Source organism: uncultured Microbacterium sp. (assembly GCF_947489255.1).
Lineage (GTDB): Bacteria > Actinomycetota > Actinomycetes > Actinomycetales > Microbacteriaceae > Microbacterium > Microbacterium phycohabitans.
Map to the genome: position 1 here is coordinate 233,744 of NZ_CANLCY010000003.1, position 17,866 is coordinate 251,609.

Annotated in this window: 16 protein-coding genes; 2 read left to right on the forward strand and 14 right to left on the reverse strand. The window is 70.9% G+C overall.

Annotation, left to right across the window (positions count from 1 at the left end; translation table 11 throughout):
* The first annotated feature begins 162 nt into the window (after window positions 1–162).
* Entirely contained in the window at window positions 163–942 is a 780-nt protein-coding gene (locus tag Q0818_RS08430) for an HAD-IIB family hydrolase (RefSeq protein ID WP_298873525.1), read from the forward strand.
* Between the two features lie 103 nt (window positions 943–1,045).
* Here Q0818_RS08430 and Q0818_RS08435 read toward each other — a convergent pair whose 3' ends face one another.
* The 8 genes from Q0818_RS08435 to Q0818_RS08470 all read right to left on the reverse strand — a co-directional run bounded on the left by Q0818_RS08435 (window position 1,046) and on the right by Q0818_RS08470 (window position 9,301).
* Complete coding sequence (locus Q0818_RS08435) at window positions 1,046–1,867, reverse strand: siderophore-interacting protein (RefSeq protein ID WP_298873527.1); 822 nt, start codon at window positions 1,865–1,867, stop codon at window positions 1,046–1,048.
* A gap of 11 nt (window positions 1,868–1,878) precedes the next feature.
* On the reverse strand, window positions 1,879–2,652 hold the full coding sequence (locus Q0818_RS08440; RefSeq protein WP_298873530.1) for an FCD domain-containing protein: 774 nt from the start codon (window positions 2,650–2,652) through the stop codon (window positions 1,879–1,881).
* 62 nt (window positions 2,653–2,714) lie between these two features.
* Window positions 2,715–3,743, reverse strand: a complete 1,029-nt coding sequence (gene galE, locus Q0818_RS08445) for a UDP-glucose 4-epimerase GalE (protein ID WP_298873532.1) — start codon at window positions 3,741–3,743, stop codon at window positions 2,715–2,717.
* A gap of 176 nt (window positions 3,744–3,919) precedes the next feature.
* Entirely contained in the window at window positions 3,920–4,525 is a 606-nt protein-coding gene (locus Q0818_RS08450; RefSeq protein ID WP_298873533.1) for a thymidine kinase, read from the reverse strand.
* 7 nt (window positions 4,526–4,532) lie between these two features.
* Window positions 4,533–5,963 (reverse strand): malate dehydrogenase (quinone), encoded by a 1,431-nt coding sequence (gene mqo / locus Q0818_RS08455; protein WP_366943148.1) that lies wholly within the window; start codon window positions 5,961–5,963, stop codon window positions 4,533–4,535.
* 141 nt (window positions 5,964–6,104) lie between these two features.
* Window positions 6,105–7,175 carry an aspartate-semialdehyde dehydrogenase gene (locus Q0818_RS08460; protein WP_298873534.1) on the reverse strand — a complete coding sequence of 357 codons (1,071 nt, stop codon included), beginning with the start codon at window positions 7,173–7,175 and terminating at the stop codon, window positions 6,105–6,107.
* Window positions 7,176–7,374: 199 nt separating this feature from the next.
* Complete coding sequence (locus tag Q0818_RS08465; protein ID WP_298873536.1) at window positions 7,375–7,956, reverse strand: DM13 domain-containing protein; 582 nt, start codon at window positions 7,954–7,956, stop codon at window positions 7,375–7,377.
* A 58-nt stretch (window positions 7,957–8,014) separates the two neighbouring features.
* Window positions 8,015–9,301, reverse strand: a complete 1,287-nt coding sequence (locus Q0818_RS08470) for an aspartate kinase (RefSeq protein ID WP_298873538.1) — start codon at window positions 9,299–9,301, stop codon at window positions 8,015–8,017.
* Window positions 9,302–9,484: 183 nt separating this feature from the next.
* Between Q0818_RS08470 and Q0818_RS08475 the strand changes: the two genes are divergently transcribed.
* Window positions 9,485–10,882, forward strand: a complete 1,398-nt coding sequence (locus tag Q0818_RS08475) for a threonine/serine exporter ThrE family protein (RefSeq protein ID WP_298873540.1) — start codon at window positions 9,485–9,487, stop codon at window positions 10,880–10,882.
* Between the two features lie 146 nt (window positions 10,883–11,028).
* Here the strand turns inward: Q0818_RS08475 and Q0818_RS08480 are convergent, their stop codons facing one another.
* The 6 genes from Q0818_RS08480 to Q0818_RS08505 all read right to left on the reverse strand — a co-directional run bounded on the left by Q0818_RS08480 (window position 11,029) and on the right by Q0818_RS08505 (window position 17,834).
* A complete protein-coding gene (locus Q0818_RS08480) occupies window positions 11,029–11,841 on the reverse strand; it encodes a DUF2993 domain-containing protein (RefSeq protein WP_298873542.1) in 813 nt (270 codons plus the stop codon).
* Between the two features lie 36 nt (window positions 11,842–11,877).
* Entirely contained in the window at window positions 11,878–13,542 is a 1,665-nt protein-coding gene (locus Q0818_RS08485; RefSeq protein ID WP_298873544.1) for a phosphate ABC transporter substrate-binding protein PstS, read from the reverse strand.
* Window positions 13,539–14,288: a phosphate ABC transporter ATP-binding protein gene (locus tag Q0818_RS08490; protein WP_298874225.1), complete on the reverse strand. Its 750-nt coding sequence runs from the start codon at window positions 14,286–14,288 to the stop codon at window positions 13,539–13,541. The genes Q0818_RS08485 and Q0818_RS08490 overlap by 4 nt, the downstream gene beginning before the upstream one ends.
* Window positions 14,289–14,755: 467 nt before the next feature.
* Window positions 14,756–15,886 carry a sortase gene (locus Q0818_RS08495; RefSeq protein WP_298873546.1) on the reverse strand — a complete coding sequence of 377 codons (1,131 nt, stop codon included), beginning with the start codon at window positions 15,884–15,886 and terminating at the stop codon, window positions 14,756–14,758.
* A complete protein-coding gene (locus Q0818_RS08500) occupies window positions 15,883–16,674 on the reverse strand; it encodes a hypothetical protein (RefSeq protein ID WP_298873549.1) in 792 nt (263 codons plus the stop codon). The genes Q0818_RS08495 and Q0818_RS08500 overlap by 4 nt, the downstream gene beginning before the upstream one ends.
* Window positions 16,671–17,834, reverse strand: coding sequence for a hypothetical protein (locus Q0818_RS08505; RefSeq protein WP_298873551.1), 1,164 nt, complete (start codon window positions 17,832–17,834; stop codon window positions 16,671–16,673). Before Q0818_RS08505 ends, Q0818_RS08500 begins: the two co-directional genes overlap by 4 nt.
* Between the last annotated feature and the right edge of the window lie 32 nt (window positions 17,835–17,866).

Sequence of the window (17,866 nt, forward strand, 5' to 3'; positions counted from 1 at the left end):
CTCCGCTGGGCGCACGACTTTGTCGCCCTGCCCGGCCATTTCACCCGCGAGCGCGGTTCGGCAGGGTCGGTAGAATCGCAAGACGTCCGCAGTCATGCGGCGTCCGTCTTCTTCCCACGCGTGTCCACGCGTGTTCCCCGTACCTCACCCCGCAGGAGCCCCGTGTCCGACGCCACGCCCCGCCTCGTCGCCTTCGACCTCGACGACACCCTCGCCCCGTCGAAGTCAGCCATCGATCCGCGGATCGGCGAGCTGCTGCTCGCCCTGGCCGAGCGGGTCGAGGTGGCCATCATCTCCGGCGGGCAGCTGCAGCAGTTCCGCACCCAGGTCGTCGAGCGCCTCCCGGAGGCTTCCCCGGAGCTGTTGTCGCAGTTCCACCTCATGCCGACCTGCGGCACGCAGTACTACCGTCTCACCCCGGCCGGCATCGAGACCGTGTATGCCCACTCCCTCACCGATGACGAGAAGCAGCGTGCCCTGTCGGCCGTGCGAGAAGAGGCCGAGCGGCTCGGCCTGTGGGAGGCCGAGCCTTGGGGCGACATCCTCGAAGACCGCGGTTCGCAGATCACGTTCTCCGCCCTCGGCCAGTCGGCCCCCCTCGACGCGAAGATGGCGTGGGACCCCACGGGTGAGAAGAAGAACAGCCTGCGCGAGGCGGTCGCCGCGCGCATCCCCGACCTCGAGGTGCGCTCGGGCGGCTCGACCTCGGTGGACATCACCCACCGCGGCATCGACAAGGCCTACGGCATGGGCAAGCTCGCCGACACCACCGGCATCCCGCTCGACGACATGCTCTTCGTCGGCGACCGGCTCGACCCCGACGGCAACGACTACCCGGTGCTCGCGATGGGCGTCGCCTGCCACGCCGTGCACGGCTGGGAGGACACCGCCGCGTTCCTCGAGCAGCTCATCCCGACTCTTCCGGAGCGCGCCCAGGCCTGACCGGCCGCGCCGGAGAACCGGAGCGAAGTCGGGCTCGAGCTACGCAACCTGCCGGGAGCCCCGCGAGTCGGATCACGACACGCCTCTGAGGATCAGGTGACCCTCAGAGGATCTTCCCGATCGGTTCGCGTTTTTCGGCCTGGAACCGGTCCTCGGTGCGGCCGTACGCCCAGTACCCCGAGAGCGACACCTGCTCCCGTCGCAGCCCCCACCGGGTGAAGACGATGTCGCGCAGCGCCTTCATCGCCTCGCGTTCCCCGTGCGCGAAGACCTGCCCGCGCCCCTCGAGTGGATGCCACCCACCCACCGACTCGGCCAGCACCGGGGTGGAGCCCGCCGGGGCCGCACCCCGGTGCACCCAGGTCACCACGATGCCGGCGGGAGCCGAGAGGGGCACGCGTTCGTCGGCGCTCTGCACCTCGAGGAACGCCGCACCGACGGCATCCGAGGGCAACGCTTCGAGCGCGGCCGCGATCGCGGGCAGCGCGGACTCGTCACCGGCGAACAGGTGCCAGTCGGCGGACGGGTCGGGGGCGTATCCCCCGCCGGGGGACGAGACCACGAGCCGGTCGCCAGGCTGGGCCCGTGCCGCCCAGGGACCGGCGAGGCCCTCGTCTCCGTGCACGACGAAGTCGATGGTCAGCTCGTCGCCGTCGACGGCGCGCACGGTGTACGTGCGGGTGACGGGAAGGTCGTCGGCCGGCAGCGTCTCGCGCAGAGCGACCAGGTCGTACGGCGGCTCGAGGCCCAGCTCGGGCTTCGCGAAGGTGATCTTGACGTACGCGTCCGTGTGAGGGCTGTCGCGGAACGCCGCCAGATCCGTCCCTCGAGCGCGCACGCGCACCAGGTGCGGACTCAACCGCCGGGTATCCACGACGTGGAGGATGTGCTGGGGGCGCGGAGCGCGCGCGGGACGATCGGTCACGGGGATTCCTCTCACGCGGTCGCCGCGGCGCGTACGGCGGCGCGCACCGCGCCGTCGATCGCGTCGTCGGCGGGGTCGGACGGGCTCAATGCCTGCGCCACCTCGGTGTAGTAGTCGGTGATGTGTGCGCGCACGCGCTCGCGCGCGGCGGCGGCGTCTCCGCGCGATACGGCGTCGACGATATGCCGATGCTCCCCCCGCAGCCGCTCGGAGGTAGCCGTCCACGAGCTCAGACGAGCGGCTCCGGCCTGGGTGTAGGCCTCGATCGAGCTGCGCAGCCCCGCCATCATCGCCGAGACGACGGCGTTGCCGGATGCCTCCGCCAGCGCCTGGTGGAAGCGCGCGTCGAGAGCGAGGAATTCGCGCGGGGGAAGGGACTCGGCATCCATCGCGTCGAGGATGCCGGTGATCTCGGCCAGGTCGGCGTCGGTTCGGGCGAGCCGCTCGGCGACGTCGCACTCGAGCACGACGCGGGTGCGCACCACGTCGCTCAGGGGGAAACCGTTCGCCGCCACCTGCAGACGCAGGAACGCCGCCAGTCCCCCGCGCGGGGTGGTCACGATCATCGCCCCCGCCGAGGGACCGGAACCGGTCGCCGTACGCACGACACCCAGCACCTCGAGCACGCGCACGGCCTCGCGCACGCTCGAACGACCCACGCCCAGCTGCGCGGCCAGTTCGCGTTCGGGCGGCAATCGGTCGCCCGGACCGAGGCGGCCGTCACGGAGATCGCCCTCGATCCGCTCGAGCACGACCTGCCATGCCCGCGGCGCGCTGTCCGGCATGAGGTTCCCCCTTCGCCCGGCCCGACGATGTGGCCAGACCACATCACCTTACGCGCGCGACGTCACTCCGAGGCCGTGGTCTGGTACCCGGCCGGGTTCATCGTCTGCCAGTTCCAGTAATCGCGGCAGGCGTCGTCGATCGAGAAACGCGTGCGCCAGTTCAGCACCTCGGCGGCCTTCATCGGGTCGCAGTAGGTCGCGGCGACGTCGCCCGGACGACGCGCGAGGATCTTCTTCGGCAGTTCGCGGCCGACGGCCTTCTCGAACGACGCGACGAGCTCGAGGACGCTCACCGGGCGCCCCGTGCCGAGGTTGAACACCTGGTGCCCGGGCTGCGCCTGCTCGAGGGCGGCGACGTGGCCCTCTGCGAGATCGACGACGTGGATGTAGTCGCGCAGGCCGGTGCCGTCGGGAGTGTCGTAATCGTCGCCGAAGACGCCGATCTCGTCGAGCGTGCCGATCGCGACGCGCGAGACGAACGGCATCAGGTTGTTCGGGATGCCGGCGGGGTCCTCACCGATGAGACCCGAGGCGTGCGCGCCCACGGGGTTGAAGTACCGCAGGACCGTGACGTTGAGCTCGGGGTTCACCCGGGCCACGTCCGCCAGCACGACCTCGTTCATGCGCTTGGACTTGCTGTAGGCGTTCGACAGGTCGATGCTCGTGCTCGACTCCTCCGTGAACGGCAGGTCGGCCGGGTCGGAGTAGACCGTACCCGTGCTCGAGAAGACGAACGACCGGATGCCGCGGGCGATACCGACCTTCAGCAGCGAGAACGTCGTGTCGAGGTTGTTGGAGTAGTAGGCCAGCGGCTTCTGGGTGCTCTCCCCCACGGCCTTGAACGCCGCGAGGTGGATGATCGCGTCGATCGGACCGTGCTCGTCGAAGACGGCCGTGACGACGGCCTCGTCGGCGGCGTCGCCGATGACGAGGGGCGCGGGCTTGCCGGTGATGCGTTCGACCCGCTCCGCGGCGACCGCGTGCGTGCCGGACAGGTCGTCGAGCAGGACGACGTCGTGGCCGGCCTCGAGGAGGGCGACGGCCGTGTGGGTTCCGATGTAACCGGCACCGCCGGCGAGGAGGACGCGCATACCCCCAGGCTATCGCTCGGCGCAGAGCCGTCCGCGCCGCCGTCCACCGGTCGGGACGGCACGACGCTGATCGCGCCGTGGTATTCCGGCGACGCACACGTCAGCCGGAAGCCGCCCTGCAGCCGCGGAGCGGTCGGAGGGGCACGTCAGGACACGGGATGCGAGACGCCGGCGCCTCAGCGTCCGTCGAGCCGACCGCCGGATTCGCGCAGGTAGCAGGCCGCGCACATCGACTCGTAGGTCACCTCTCCGGCGATCTGACCCTCGTCGATCGCGACCTGGTCGCCGTCGAAGACGAACCGCCCGCCGACCAGCCGTGCGTTGAAGATCGCCTTGCGACCGCAGCGGCAGATGGTCTTGAGCTCCTCGAGACTGTGCGCGATCTCCATGAGTCGCGCCGACCCCGGGAACGCCTCGGTACGGAAATCGGTGCGGATGCCGTAGGCGAGCACCGGGATGCCGTCGAGCACCGCGATGCGCAGCAGGTCGTCGACCTGACCCGCCGTGAAGAACTGCGCCTCGTCGACGAGCAGGCAGGCCACCGGGCCGCGCCCGGCCGTGGCGTGGAACTTCGCCCGCAGATCGTCGCCGGAGCCCACGAGGAAATCGACCGGTCGGGTGACGCCGAGACGGCTGTCGATCTGGTCGGCGCCCTTCGTGTCGATCTCGGGCTTGGCCAGCAGAACGCGCTGGCCCCGCTCCTCGTAGTTGTACGCCGCCTGCAGCAGTGCGGTGGACTTTCCCGAGTTCATCGCGCCGTAGCGGAAGTACAGCTTCGCCACGCGAGCCTCAGGGGTTGATCGCGAGCGCGCGAGCGGTGGCATCCAGCTCTCTGCGAGCAGCCTCGGGGTGCGTGTTGAGGGATTCGCCGTAGCTCGGGATGAGGTCGCGCAGGCGCGGCTCCCACTGCGGCATCCGCTCGGGGAAGCAGGTCTTGATGAGGCCGAGCATGATCGACACGGCGGTCGAGGCGCCCGGCGACGCACCCAGGAGCCCGGCGATCGAGTGGTCGGCGGAGGTGACGACCTCGGTGCCGAACTGCAGCACGCCGCCCTTCTCTTTGTCGCGCTTCATGACCTGGGCGCGCTGACCGGCGTCGAGCAGCTCCCAGTCCTCGTCTTTCGCCGTCGGCATGAAGTCGCGCAGGCTGTCGACCTTCTTGGAGTGGGTCTTCAGCAGCTCGCTCACGAGGTACTTGATGAGGCTCGGGTTGTCGACGGCGACCTTGAGCATGGGCCCGATGTTGTGCGGGCGCACCTGCGTGACGATGTCGAGCATCGACCCGTTCTTGAGGAACTTCGGGCTGAAGGTCGCGAACGGCCCGAACAGCAGCGAGGACTCGCCGTCGATGACGCGCGTGTCGAGGTGCGGGACCGACATGGGCGGCGCGCCGACCGAAGCCTGCGAGTAGACCTTGGCGCGGTGCTTCGACACGATGTCGGGGTTCGAGGTCTTGAGCCACTGTCCGCCGATGGGGAAGACGCCGTAGCCCTTGATCTCGGGGATACCGGAGCGTTGCAGGAGCTTGAGCGCCCAGCCCCCCGCGCCGACGAACACGAACTTGGCGTTGATGGAGCCGGGGGTGCCGCCGATCACATGGCGGTAGAACACCTCCCACGAGCCGTCCTTCTGCTTCTTCAGCTTCTTGACATCGTGGTTCGTGACGACCTCGACGCCCTTCTCGCGCAGGTTCGCGAAGAGCTGGCGCGTGAGCGAGCCGAAGTCGACGTCGGTGCCGGCGGGGACGCGCGTCGCCGCGAAGGGCTCGCCCTTGCGACGCTTCTGCATGAGAAGGGGCGCCCACTGGTTGATGACGCGGGAGTCCTCGCTGTACTCGATGCCCGCGAACAGCGGCTGCTGCTTGAGGACCTCGTAGCGCTTGCGGAGGAAGGCCACGTCTTTCTCGCCACGCACGAAGGTCATGTGCGGCGTTGCGTTGATGAACGTCGAGGGTTCGTCGAGCACTCCCTCGGCCACGAGCGAGGCCCACAGCTGACGGCTCTGCTGGAACTGCTCGTTGATGGTCACCGCCTTGGCGGGGTCGATCGAGCCGTCCTTGCCCTCAGGCGTGTAGTTCAGCTCGCACAGGGCGGCGTGGCCCGTGCCGGCGTTGTTCCACGCGTTGGAGCTCTCCTGCGCGACGTCGCTGAGCCGCTCCAGGACCGCGATCTTCAGATCGGGCTGGAGGTCTTTCAGCAGCGTGCCGAGAGTGGCGGACATGATGCCGCCACCGATGAGGAGAACATCGACGTTTTCAGTCACCCGTCGATTCTAGGTGCGGGCCGTGAGGTGTCTCGACATCGAGAGATCGGTCGGTTCGATGTCGAGACACCTGGCAACGCGCGCCCGGATGCCGTGGCCTCAGGCCGTCGCGAGACGCTTCTGGGCGACCAGCTCGGCGATCTGCACCGCGTTCAACGCCGCGCCCTTGCGCAGGTTGTCGTTGCTGATGAACAGCACGAGACCCTTGCCCTCGGGGGCCGACTGGTCGGCGCGGATGCGGCCGACATAGCTGGGGTCGGTGCCTGCGGCCTGCAGCGGCGTAGGGATTTCCTCGAGCTGGACGCCGGGGGCATCCGCGAGGATCTCGCGAGCACGCTCGGGCGAGAGCTCGCGAGCGAACTCGGCGTTGATGCTGAGCGAGTGCCCGGTGAAGACGGGGACGCGCACGCAGGTCCCCGCGACGCGGAGGTCGGGCAGCTCGAGGATCTTGCGGCTCTCGTTGCGCAGCTTCTTCTCCTCGTCGGTCTCGTTGAGGCCGTCGTCGACGAGGTTGCCGGCGAAGGGGATGACGTCGAACGCGATCGGTGCGACGTACTTCTCGGGCTCGGGGAAGTCCAGCGCCGACCCGTCGCGCACGAGACGCTCGACGTCGCCCTGCGCGAGGACGCCCTCGACCTGGCCGAGCAGCTCCCGCGCGCCGGCGAGACCGGAACCGGAGACGGCCTGGTAGGTGCTCACGATCAGACGCTCGAGACCCGCCTCGGCGTCGAGCACCTTCAGCACCGGCATCGCGGCCATCGTGGTGCAGTTGGGGTTGGCGACGATGCCCTTGACCGCCTGGTCGATCGCGTGCGGGTTGACCTCGCTCACGACGAGGGGGACCTCGGCATCCATGCGCCACGCGCTGGAGTTGTCGATCACGAGGGCACCGGCCGCGGCGAAGCGGGGGGCGTGGGCGCGCGAACCTGTGGCGCCGGCGGAGAAGAGCGCGACCTCGACGCCCGCCGGGTCGGCCGTGGCCACGTCTTCGACGATCACGGAGTGCCCGCCGAACGCGATCGACGTACCGGCCGAGCGCGCGGTGGCGAACAGGCGCAGCTCGCGAATCGGGAAGGAGCGCTCGGCGAGGATCTCGAGCATGACGGTGCCGACCTGGCCGGTGGCGCCGACGACGGCGAGGGAGATTCCGGAATCGGAGATGCGGGTCATGCGGGTACCTCGGTGCTTCGGGTGGTGGATGCCGCGAACGCGGCGTTCGGGTCAGGGTAGCGCGAGCAGCGGTGGGGCTGCCGACCGTGGAGGCACCGCGCAGGAAGAATGACGGTTCCGTGCGGGTGCGCGGCCGGAATCCACTGTCGCGGGAGCCGCCCGCCGGAAAAGTCCTGCGCCGCGACGCGGCGCGGAGCGTTCAGCTCAGCGCCGCGGCGCCGAATGAGACGCCGAAGCGCTCGCACCACAGATCGACCGTGCGGAAGGTCGACAGATCGACCTCGGCCGGGATGTCGTAGAGCTGATCGCCGAGGTTGCCACGGAGGGGGCCGAGGTCGACGTGGTCGTACGACGCCGCGGTGTACCAGCCGTCGCGCCCCTCGACCACCGGTCCCGCGCTCAGCCACACGTGCACGTCCGGTCCATTCGAGGTCACCAGCCCGACGAGCGCCACCTGGCGGGTGCCGTCTGGATTCTCGATGACGCGGACCGATCCCGACGTCTCGTGTTCATGACTTATCAACGACCCCGCGGCGAGGTCTCTCGGGCCGATGGGTGCGACGGGGGTCGCCTCCACCGTCGGCGAGTCGGCCATCTCCGCGGACTCCGCGACGGCGAAGGGCGTCGCCTGCGGTGACGGGATGCGATCCGCGACGCGCACGTCGACGAAGAGCAGCCACGGCTGGAAGAGGAGCCCTGCGACGATGAGGACGGCCGCGGCACCCGCGGCGCCGATGACCCAGACGGCCTTGCGTCGCCGCGTCCTCCGATTCCGCGCCATCGCCGTCTCCGCTCGTCGGGGTCGAGGTTAACCCGCGTCGCTGGAGATGGACTGCGAGTCAGCGACCGGTGCCGGCGTGGACGGTCGCCTCGGCGTCGCCGTCGAGACCGTAGGCGGTGTGCACGAGCCGGGCGGCCTCGGCGAGGTCGACGCCGCGGACGACCACGGAGATGCGGATCTCGGAGGTCGAGATCATCTCGATGTTCACGCCCGCCATGCTGAGCGCCTCGAACAGCGTCGCCGAGACGCCCGAGTGCGTGCGCATCCCGGCGCCGACGACCGACAGCTTGCCGATCTGGTCGTCGTGCACGAGGCTCTCGAACCCGACCTCGGCCTGCTCGCCGGCGAGCGCCTTGAGGGCGGTCGTGGCGTCGGTCTTGGGGAGGGTGAACGAGATGTCGGTGCGACCGGTGGCGGCGGCCGAGACGTTCTGCACGATCATGTCGACGTTCGCGCCGGACTTCGCCACGATCTTGAAGATGTCGGCGGCCTTGCCCGGCACATCGGGCACGCCGATGACGGTGATCTTGGCCTGGCTGAGGTCGGTGGCGACGCCGGCGACGATGGGCTCTTCCATGGTGGCTCCCTCGGGGACGAGCGGGGATTTCTTCGAGGCGTCGAGCACCCAGGTGCCCTCGCCCGAGCTGAAGGTGGACCGGGCGTGGATGAGCACGCCGTGGCGCCGCGCGTACTCGACCGCGCGGATGTAGAGGACCTTGGCGCCGTTGGCGGCGAGCTCGAGCATCTCTTCGCTGCCGACGCGGTCGAGCTTGCGCGCGAGCGGGACGACGCGCGGGTCGGCGGTGAAGATGCCGTCGACGTCGCTGTAGATCTCGCACACGTCGGCGTTGAGCGCCGCGGCGAGCGCGACGGCGGTGGTGTCGGAGCCGCCGCGACCGAGGGTCGTGATGTCGCGGGTGTCGCGGTTGAATCCCTGGAAGCCGGCGACGATGACGATCGCGCCCTCGTCGAGCGCCTCGCGCAGGCGCACGGGGGTGACGTCGACGATGCGGGCCGCGCCGTGCGTGGCATCCGTGATCATGCCGGCCTGGCTGCCGGTGAACGAGCGCGCTTCGAAGCCCATCGAGTGGATCGCCATCGCCAGCAGCGCCATCGAGATGCGCTCCCCGCTGGACAGCAGCATGTCGAGTTCGCGCGGGGCGGGGATCGGGGCGACCTGGCCCGCGAGGTCGAGCAGCTCGTCGGTGGTGTCGCCCATGGCGCTGACCGCGACGACGACCTCGTGGCCGGCGCGACGCGTGTCGACGATGCGCTTGGCGACCCGCTTGATGCTCTCGGCGTCGGCGACGGAGGAACCGCCGTACTTCTGGACGATCAGAGCCATGAGGAGAACTCCCGGAGGGGTCGTGCGTCGGGGTGTCACGACGCCGGCGCTCGTGCCGCGCCGTGGACAATCCTAGGGGCGCACGTATGACCGCTCCGCCATGCGTCGCCCGGGGCGGATGCGCGGAGGTCCCGCGGATAGGATCGACGGGTTCCACCCCTCCCCCCTTCCTGGAGCGATCGGATGCCGCCCACCCCCGGCCGCTGGCTGTCGTCGCTGCGACGACTCGTGCACACCGACGACACGACGTCGCTCGACACGACGCTGCTCCCCGTCATCGACGAGGCACTGGCCTCGCGCATCCTCGACCTCGCGATCCGCATCGGCGAGACGATGCTCGTCGTCGGCGCTCCCGCGAACGAGGTGACGCTGACGATCGTGCGGGTGTGCGGGGCGTACGGACTCGACCCCGTCCACGTCGATGTCACCTACAACTCGATCACCATCGCGCACAGTCGCCCGGGCGCCTCGCACCCCACGACCCTTCTGCGCGTCGTGCGCGGATCGGTCCCCGATCACGCGAAGCTGCAGCGCCTGCAGGCCCTCGTCACCGAGGTGACCGGCGGGCTCGCCCTCGACGACGCGATCGCCCGCTGCCGCGCCATCCGCCGCCTCCCGTTCCGCTATCGTCCGGCGATCGTCATCGCCTCGCAGGCCACCCTCGCCGCCGGGGTCGCGATCATGTTCGGTGCGAACTGGCTCGCGCTCGTACTGTCGTTCATCGCCGCGGCGCTGGCCGCGACGACCCAATACGTGATGGCCCGCGCGCGCGTGCCCTACTTCTTCGCGCAGATCGCGGGCGGCTTCGTGCTGACCGTCGTCGCGGCGCTGTCGCCGCTGCTGCGCTACACCGGCATCGAGGCGGCCGCCGCGATCAGACCGTCGGTGATCGTGGCATCCGGGATCGTGCTCATGCTCGCGGGGCTCACCGTGGTGGGCGCGGCCCAGGATGCCATCGACGGCTACGCGCTGACGGCCACGGGACGCATCCTCGAACTCACGACGCAGACGTTGGGCGTGGTGCTGGGGATCCTGGCCGGGCTCGAGACGGTGCGGGTGCTGGGGCTCGGGATGTCTCCGCCGTCGAACGCCCTCCCCCTCGGACCGGTCGTGTTCCAGTTCGTCGGCGCCGCGGTGATCGCGGTCGCGGTGGCGGTCTTCAACGGCGCGGGGGCGCGCATCATCGTCGTCAGCGCCGCCCTCAGCCTGGTCGCGTGGGCCGGCTACGTCGCGGCGACCGGACTCGGATTCGAGGTGGCCGCTGCCAGCGGCGTGGGCGCGTTCATCGGCAGCTTCGTCGGCATCGTCGTCGCCTACCGGCTGCACGTGCCGTCGGTCGCGATCACGACGGCGGCGATCCTGCCGCTCGTGCCCGGTGCCGCGGTGTTCCGGGGACTGCTCGGGATCGTGGAGTCGGGAGACGACCCGGCCGTGCTCATGACCGGCGTCACCACCCTCGCGGGCGCGGCGACGATCGGCATCGCGCTCGCGGTGGGGGCGTCGCTCGGCATCTACCTCGGGCAGCCGGTGCGGGCGACGCTGTCGAGCGTGACGCGGGTGCGGGCGCGGGTGAGGCGCTGAGAGGCCACGCCCGGCACTGGTGAACGATCCGAGGGGCGGCTCACCGGCGACGGCGCGTCCGGCATCCGGCCGGGAGCTCCGGACGTGCGCCCGCCTCTCGGCGGTTTGGACGCGTCCCCCGCCGGTGCGCGCTCGGCGTCCGCGCCCTACGGGCAGGAACCGTGTTCGTCGCCCGACGCGGCGTCCAGCAGGGCGGGGTCGGCGTCCACCTCGAAGCGGAGCTGCTGGTCGGTGATCCGCACGTCCCGCAGCTGCAGGAACCGCGGCATCTCCTCGGCGAGGCAGACCGATGCGGGTTGCAAGGCGGCGGGATCGAGACCGGTCTGCGCGGCGACCTCATCAGGGGTGAGGGTCTTGTCGCCGATGGTCACCGACGTCAGCCCCACGCTCAACCGCCCGTTCTCGACGTGCGGGGTCACCGCGGCGCTCATCGCGAGGCCGCCCGGGGCGGACGGGCCGATGACCATGTCGCCGCCGGAGAAGCCGACGCGCATCCGCCCCTGGGCCTCGGTCGGAAGGAAGAGCGCCGTGGCCTGTGCGGCGGAGACGGTCGCGGCCCCGGAGATCCGGTCCGCCCCCCACGAATCCCCCACGCCGTGGAGTCCCTCGACGAACATCGTCAGATCGGCGTTGGCCCGCCCGGTCGGGAAGCTGTACACCGTGAGGCGAACACTGTCGAGGCGTCCGCGCACGTTCTGCAGCAGTACCGGCCCGCCGACCTCGACCTCGACGCGTTCTCCGTCGGACAGCGCGAGGGCGCTGCGCACCCCGTCCTCGATCGCCCGCTCGGCCTCGGCCCGGGCGAGGGTCTCGGCGATGAAGATCCCCGCTGCCAGCAGCACGAGGACGAGCCCCGCGAGAAGCGCGATCGCCACGCCCGACCCGGACCCCGCCGGTTCGGACTCGTCGACGCGCGGTGGTGCGGGCAGTGTCTCGGTCCGCTCGTCGAAGAGGGTCATGCCGCGCCTTCTTTCCAGGGAGTCCGGCGCACGAGGTCACCGGGCGATCAGGGTCAGGGTCACCGTGGAGCGGTAGTCGCCCACCGCGGCGTCGCGAGGGACGCGGAGGGTGAGATCGGCGTCGAAAGTCGCCCCCTCCAGGGTCGTGGTCGTCCCCGGAGCGGCGGACGCCAGGGTCATCGGGTAGACCGCCCGCCCCGCCTCCTGCGACGGCGCGACGACGACGCCGTCGTGGTGGACGACCTCGCGCGGATCGATGCCCAGCGCCGACGACGAGAACCGCGGCGAGGGATCACCGGTTCCGATGAAGTCGCTCACGGTGATCTGCATGCTCCACCCGGCGAGGCGGTTGCGGTCGTCCACGACGGTGAACCGTCCGAGAGTGCGTGCGACGCCGTCGCGACCGCGCCCGAGATCCCCGAAGTCGATGGAGGTCGCGGTCGGTGCCGTGAGCTGGAAGAGATCGGATGCCGTGACGGTGACGTCGATGTCGGTACCGGTGGATCCCTCCGAGCCCGACGGCATCCGCTTGTCGCTGTCGGGGGGCATCGGCGTGCTCCTCAGCAGGACGTTGTCGACCGCGGAGTCCCCGGGGACGAAGGTCGGATTGGCGCACGTGGCCAGGTCGATCCCCCCTGCGCTCCCCGGGATCGCGGCCAGGACTCCGGCGGCGGACCGGACGAGTCCGAGCGGGAGAGGCGCGTTGCCGAGACCGGCCGCATCCTGCTGGCCCCGGCAGAGGGCGTGCTCGAGGAACTGCGAGAGGGTGCGCCCCTTCTCCGCCGTGAAGACCCGCGTCGGCTGCGTCGGCACGATCGCCGACGACACGGTCGCGAGGGGGTAGGCGCGGGCGTCGGGATGCCGCCACACACCGGTGCCGATGGCATCCGGTGTCGTACCCCCCAGGGCGATCGACACGGCCTCCGGCGTCGGAGCGACGTAGTACCCAGCGGTGTTCAGGATCTTCGCGGTGGGGAGACCGGCACCGACCGCGGAGGCGTTCTCGACGTAGGTTATCGCGCCGCGACCGTAGCTCTGCGCGAGATCCCCGACGACACCGAGCGATCCGTTCCGGGCACGGAACGCGGGACCGACGGCAGGAAACACCGTGGAGGCGCCGAGGGACCAGACGTCGGAGTGCTCGCTCTGCATCCACCGGGTGAGTCCGAGGCTCGTCGCCGCCGCGTCCGCGCGCACCACGGGGGTGATGTCCTGGGCCGGGAGCGCGACGCCGGGATTGTCGGCCCGCAGGAGCGGGTCGTCCCATCGCGTGATGACACCGGAGAAGATGCCCGCCACCGCGTCTCCCGACAGACGCAGGTCGCGGAAGGGACGACCGTCCACCACCAGGTCGTACGCGAAGGCGATCCCTCCTGCGACGACGGGAACGGAGGCGTGCGGGACCGACGGCACGTTTGTCGACGCCCCATCTCCGAGGGGGATGTCGGTCACGGCGAAGTCCACGCGCTCGGCCGCGAGATCGGATACGGCCGCCGCGGAGCCGACACCCGCGTAGAAGACGGTCAGGCCGGGGGCGGCCGCGACGTCGCGGCGCCAGAGATCGACCGCGTTCTGCGCCCACGTCGATCCCTCACCCGAGATCGATGCGGAGTCCTCGGCGTACGCCGCCGTCGTCGGCACCACGAGCAGAGCCGCGACGGCGATCGCGATCGCCGTCGCGCGCGGGCGGGTGGGGATCATCCGAAGCGTCCGTTCACGTAGTCGTAGGTGCGGGGGTCGATGGGCGAGTCGAACATGGCGTCGGTGTCGCCGTGTTCGACGATGTGGCCCGGCTGTCCCTGGGATGCCAGGAAGAACGCGCACTGCTGCGACACGCGCTGCGCCTGCTGCATGTTGTGCGTGACGATCACGATCGTCAGCTCCTTCTGCAGCTCGCCCATCGTTTCTTCGATCACGCGCGTCGAGGTGGGGTCGAGGGCGGAGCAGGGCTCGTCCATGAGGAGCACGCGCGGCTTGATCGCGAGTGATCGCGCGATGCACAGGCGCTGCTGCTGACCACCGGACAGGCCGCCGCCGGGGGCGCGGAGACGGTCCTTCACCTCCTTCCACAGGCCGGCCGATGCGAGCGAGGTCTCGACGAGATGATCCTTCTCATCCCGGGAGGCACGCACGCCCGTGAGCTTCAGGCCCGCGATGACGTTGTCGTAGATCGACATCGCCGGGAAGGGGTTGGGCTTCTGGAAGACCATGCCGATGTGCTTGCGAGCGTCGATGAGGCGATGACCCGCGTCGTAGATGTCGTCGCCGTCGAGCAGCACCTCGCCGGCGAGGGATGCCGAGGGCACCAGTTCGTGCATGCGGTTCAGGATGCGCAGGAACGTCGACTTGCCGCATCCGGACGGGCCGATCAGGGCCGTCACCTGGCCCGCCGGCATCGTCAGCGACACGTCGAGCAGCACCTGATGGTCGCCGAACCACGCGGAGATCGAGCGGGCGTCGAGCTCGGACAGCGGGGCGCGCTGCCTCCCCCCGGCGAGCGCGTGCTCGGCCGCGGCCAGGCGCTCCGCCGTCGCCGAGGCGCCGCCGAGGAGCGAGACCGCGGAGGTCGATGCCTGCGCGGGCTCCACGACCGGGGCGAAGACCGCCGTGTGGGCGTCGGCGGCGGCGGCCTGCGCGGGGGCGCTCGATGAGCGTGCGAACAGACGCCCGCTCCGGCGCGAGCGCGGCAGCGCGGCGGGAGCGCCCGCCATGTCGGCGGTGACACCGTCGAGCTCGAGCTCGGCGAGGATGCGAGCCTCGTCGGCGTCGAGTACGTCGGTCATGTAGGGGTCGGGGTCGGTCTGAGGGCCCGGGTGGACGACGTCGGTGCGCTCCGGGTCGTCGAGCGTCCGCTCGTCGGCGGCGCCGTCATCGGGCTGCGGCGATTCGAGGGAAGAGATCATGACGGGTTCACTCACACGAGGTTGGGGAGGAGGCGGATGAGCTGGTCGGAGACGAACACGCTCGCCAGCAGGAGGACGGGCGCGAAGACGATCCACGTCTTCTGCCACCCGACGCGGCGGTAGGCCCAGACGGCGACGAATTCCGCCGCGACGAGGAACTGCAGGGCGAAGACGAGCGCCCACACCGTCGTCATGTCGGTCGCGAGCGGCTTCGCCTGCGGGGGAAGGGTCATCGAGGTCGTCTGGCGGGTGCCGGCGGGCTTCGCCGTGCCCGTGGCGCGGGCATCGAGGTAGGCGACACCCGTGGGCAGGTACGGCGCCCCGCGCGCGGTCATCAGGATCAACCGGCTCTCGCCCCGCACCGGAGCCGGTGGTGTCGGATCCCCCGCGTAGCGGACGCCCAGCACCTCGAAGGTCTGCTCTCCCTGACCGGTGCGCACGGTGAAGGTCTCCCCCGGCTGGAGGGACTGCAGACGACCGAACGGCCCGCCGAACGCCGCGGCACGCCCCATCACCACGCTCACCCCCGCCTGACCGGGAAGGACGGTGTCGCGTCGGTGTCCGGGCCCGCGCATGAGCACTCCCGAGGTCGTGCCCTCGGAGATCACTTCGTCTACGCCGAGACGCGGGATCGACAGGATGCCGACCGGAGCCCCGTCCGGAAGCAGATGGTCTTCGAAGTCGCCCTCGCTGACCGGCGCCGTCCCGGCCGCCAGCTGCATACGGAAGTTGTCGCGCGCCTGCTGCTGTGCGGCGAAGTGGGAGACGTGGCTGATGACGAGGAGGTTAAGCAGGAACACCAGCACCAGCACCGACAGAGACACGAGCATGCCGCGGAGGAAGACCTGACCCGGAGCCAGCGGGGCGTAGGCGGGACGCGGACGCGGGGGCCGACGGGGCGGTCGCGGCGGCGGCCCCATGACCGGGCTGCCGCCCCGAGCGACCGCGCGCGGCATCGACTCGCCCGGGCGTGGAGCGTCGACGGGAGCGGACGCGATGGATGCGACGACGCCCGCCCGCCGGGCTTCGACAGCGGGCAGCCGGACGGCACCGGAAGGTCGCGCCCCGATCGACGGGAGTGCCGCGGCCACCGCGCGGGCGGTATCGCCCAGCCGCGACCCGAACCGGTCGAGAAGCGTCACGGCGTCACCGCCACGGCGATCGCGGCACGGCGCAGCCCGCCACGGATGACCTCCACGAGCGCCACGCTGACGACGACGAGCACGAGGAGGGAGATGAGCACCCAGGGGAACATCAGCGCCAGCGCGTCACGGGTGACCGGAGTCAGCGTCATCCCGTCCACGCTGTCGGGCGGGGTGACGGTGACATGGGTCGACAGCAGGGTCCACTGTCCGCCGTGCTGCAGGCGGGCGCTGATGACACGGGTCTCCCCCGGCTGCAGAGCGGTCACGGCGACATCGTCGACGGCGTCGAGGCGCTGCGGGAAGATGCTCGTGTCCATCCAGAAGTCCGCGGTCGCGTCGATGGGGGTCGACGAGGCGTTACGAATCGTGAACCACACGTCGACGACGCCCCCGGTCGGATCGACCGCGGGTGCCGCCGAGGCGTTCAACCCGCCGACGTAGAGCATTCCGGCGATGCTCACCTCGCTCGTCGGCGCGCTCCCGCCCCCCGCGGGCGAACCGCCGCCGGCTCCCGACGCCGGGGCGGGGACGGATCGCACCCCGCTCACGGAGGTGCTTCCCGAGCCGCTCGAGCCGCCGGCCGCGCTGCCCGGACCGCCTCCCGCGGGAGCGATGGGGCTGGGCGACGGCGTCGTGGAACCGTCGGTGATGGTCACGGTGAGGGTGCCGGAATCGTCGGCGGATGCCGCGGAGCCGAGGCCGAGCGACCCTGCGACGACCGCCAGGGCGAGGACGGCACGCGCGACGGCGATCCCGACGGGACGCGGCCGCCGGGCGCGGCTCACGAGCCGTCCGCCCGGGCCCCCACGAGGGCAGCGGCGTCGTCGGCCGCGGTGCGCGCGACGAAGTCCATCCACTCCTGGGCCCGCTCCTCGTCGCGACGTCGACGCCAGCGCATGAGCAGGATGACCGTGGCGGAGAGCACGACGGCGATGAGCACGGTCCACGGCACGGCGAAGGTGACGGCATCCCGGGTGATCGGGACCATCGTGAGCTGCATCGACGGATCGGGGGATTCGACGAACGGGTTGAGCACCGTGTGCGGGTTGAGGTAGAGCCACTGGCCGACACCGTCGACGGTGTAGTCGTAGCTCGCGCTGTTGCCGGGAAGGAGCACCGGGACGCCGCCCCCCTGCTCGCCCGTCGTCGGGATACCGAACCAAGTGCCGACCCCCGAGGTGAGGTTGGCGGCGAGCGCGATGTTGCCGGGGTTGGTGACGGTGTAGCGCAGCCGCACGGAGCCGGAGAACGGATTCCACCACTCTCCCTCGTACGACGCGTCGTAACTGGTGAGCGAGAGCTGCGGCTGGAGATCTCCCGACACGCGCGCGAAGATCGCGGTCGCCACACGGCGGTCGACGGTGACCTGCGCGCCGCTCTCGATGACGGATGCCACGACCCCGCCGACATGATCGCCCGGCGTCGCGTCCGCCGGAACGGCGACGGTGAAGGTGAGCAGACGCACCTCCTGCGGTTCGAGCGAGAAGGTGGCGCGGTCGCTGCCGTCGTCGAAACGGATCCACGACCCGACCGAGGTCGGCGCGGTCGCGGTGGGAAGGAGCGAGAACTCGCCGGCGTCGTCGTTGAACGCGTCGGTGGCATAGACGGTGAAGTCCTGGCGCGCTGTGCCGGTGTTGCCCACGAGCACACGGTCGGTCACGCTCTGACCGGGGTCGGCCGCGAAGGTGAACCGGGACCGGCCGTCGGGCCGGCCGTCCTCGCCCGCGGGGCGGGTGGCGACACCGACGGTGGCGGCATCGCCCTCGGCGGCGAGGATCGACGGTGAAGCGGACGCGGGGGCGGCGATCGCGGGAGCGGACGCTGCGCCGGGGGCGGACGCGGCGGACGCGACCGTCGGGAAGCACAGGAGGGCGGCGATCGCGGCGGTGGCGATCGATGCGGCGCCCAGAGCCGGGAAGCGGCGCCGCGAGGTCGAGGAGAGCACGTTCTATCTCCGCAGATGGGGGCGACGGAGGC

What these genes read in the sequence shown, in the direction of transcription:
- Q0818_RS08465 (WP_298873536.1), bottom strand. Translation starts at nt 7,956, where the DNA reads ATGGCGCGGAATCGGAGGACGCGGCGACGCAAGGCCGTCTGGGTCATC.
- Q0818_RS08475 (WP_298873540.1), top strand. Translation starts at nt 9,485, where the DNA reads ATGCCGCCCACCCCCGGCCGCTGGCTGTCGTCGCTGCGACGACTCGTG.
- galE (WP_298873532.1), bottom strand. Translation starts at nt 3,743, where the DNA reads ATGCGCGTCCTCCTCGCCGGCGGTGCCGGTTACATCGGAACCCACACG.
- Q0818_RS08480 (WP_298873542.1), bottom strand. Translation starts at nt 11,841, where the DNA reads ATGACCCTCTTCGACGAGCGGACCGAGACACTGCCCGCACCACCGCGC.
- Q0818_RS08470 (WP_298873538.1), bottom strand. Translation starts at nt 9,301, where the DNA reads ATGGCTCTGATCGTCCAGAAGTACGGCGGTTCCTCCGTCGCCGACGCC.
- Q0818_RS08485 (WP_298873544.1), bottom strand. Translation starts at nt 13,542, where the DNA reads ATGATCCCCACCCGCCCGCGCGCGACGGCGATCGCGATCGCCGTCGCG.
- mqo (WP_366943148.1), bottom strand. Translation starts at nt 5,963, where the DNA reads ATGTCCGCCACTCTCGGCACGCTGCTGAAAGACCTCCAGCCCGATCTG.
- Q0818_RS08460 (WP_298873534.1), bottom strand. Translation starts at nt 7,175, where the DNA reads ATGACCCGCATCTCCGATTCCGGAATCTCCCTCGCCGTCGTCGGCGCC.
- Q0818_RS08440 (WP_298873530.1), bottom strand. Translation starts at nt 2,652, where the DNA reads ATGCCGGACAGCGCGCCGCGGGCATGGCAGGTCGTGCTCGAGCGGATC.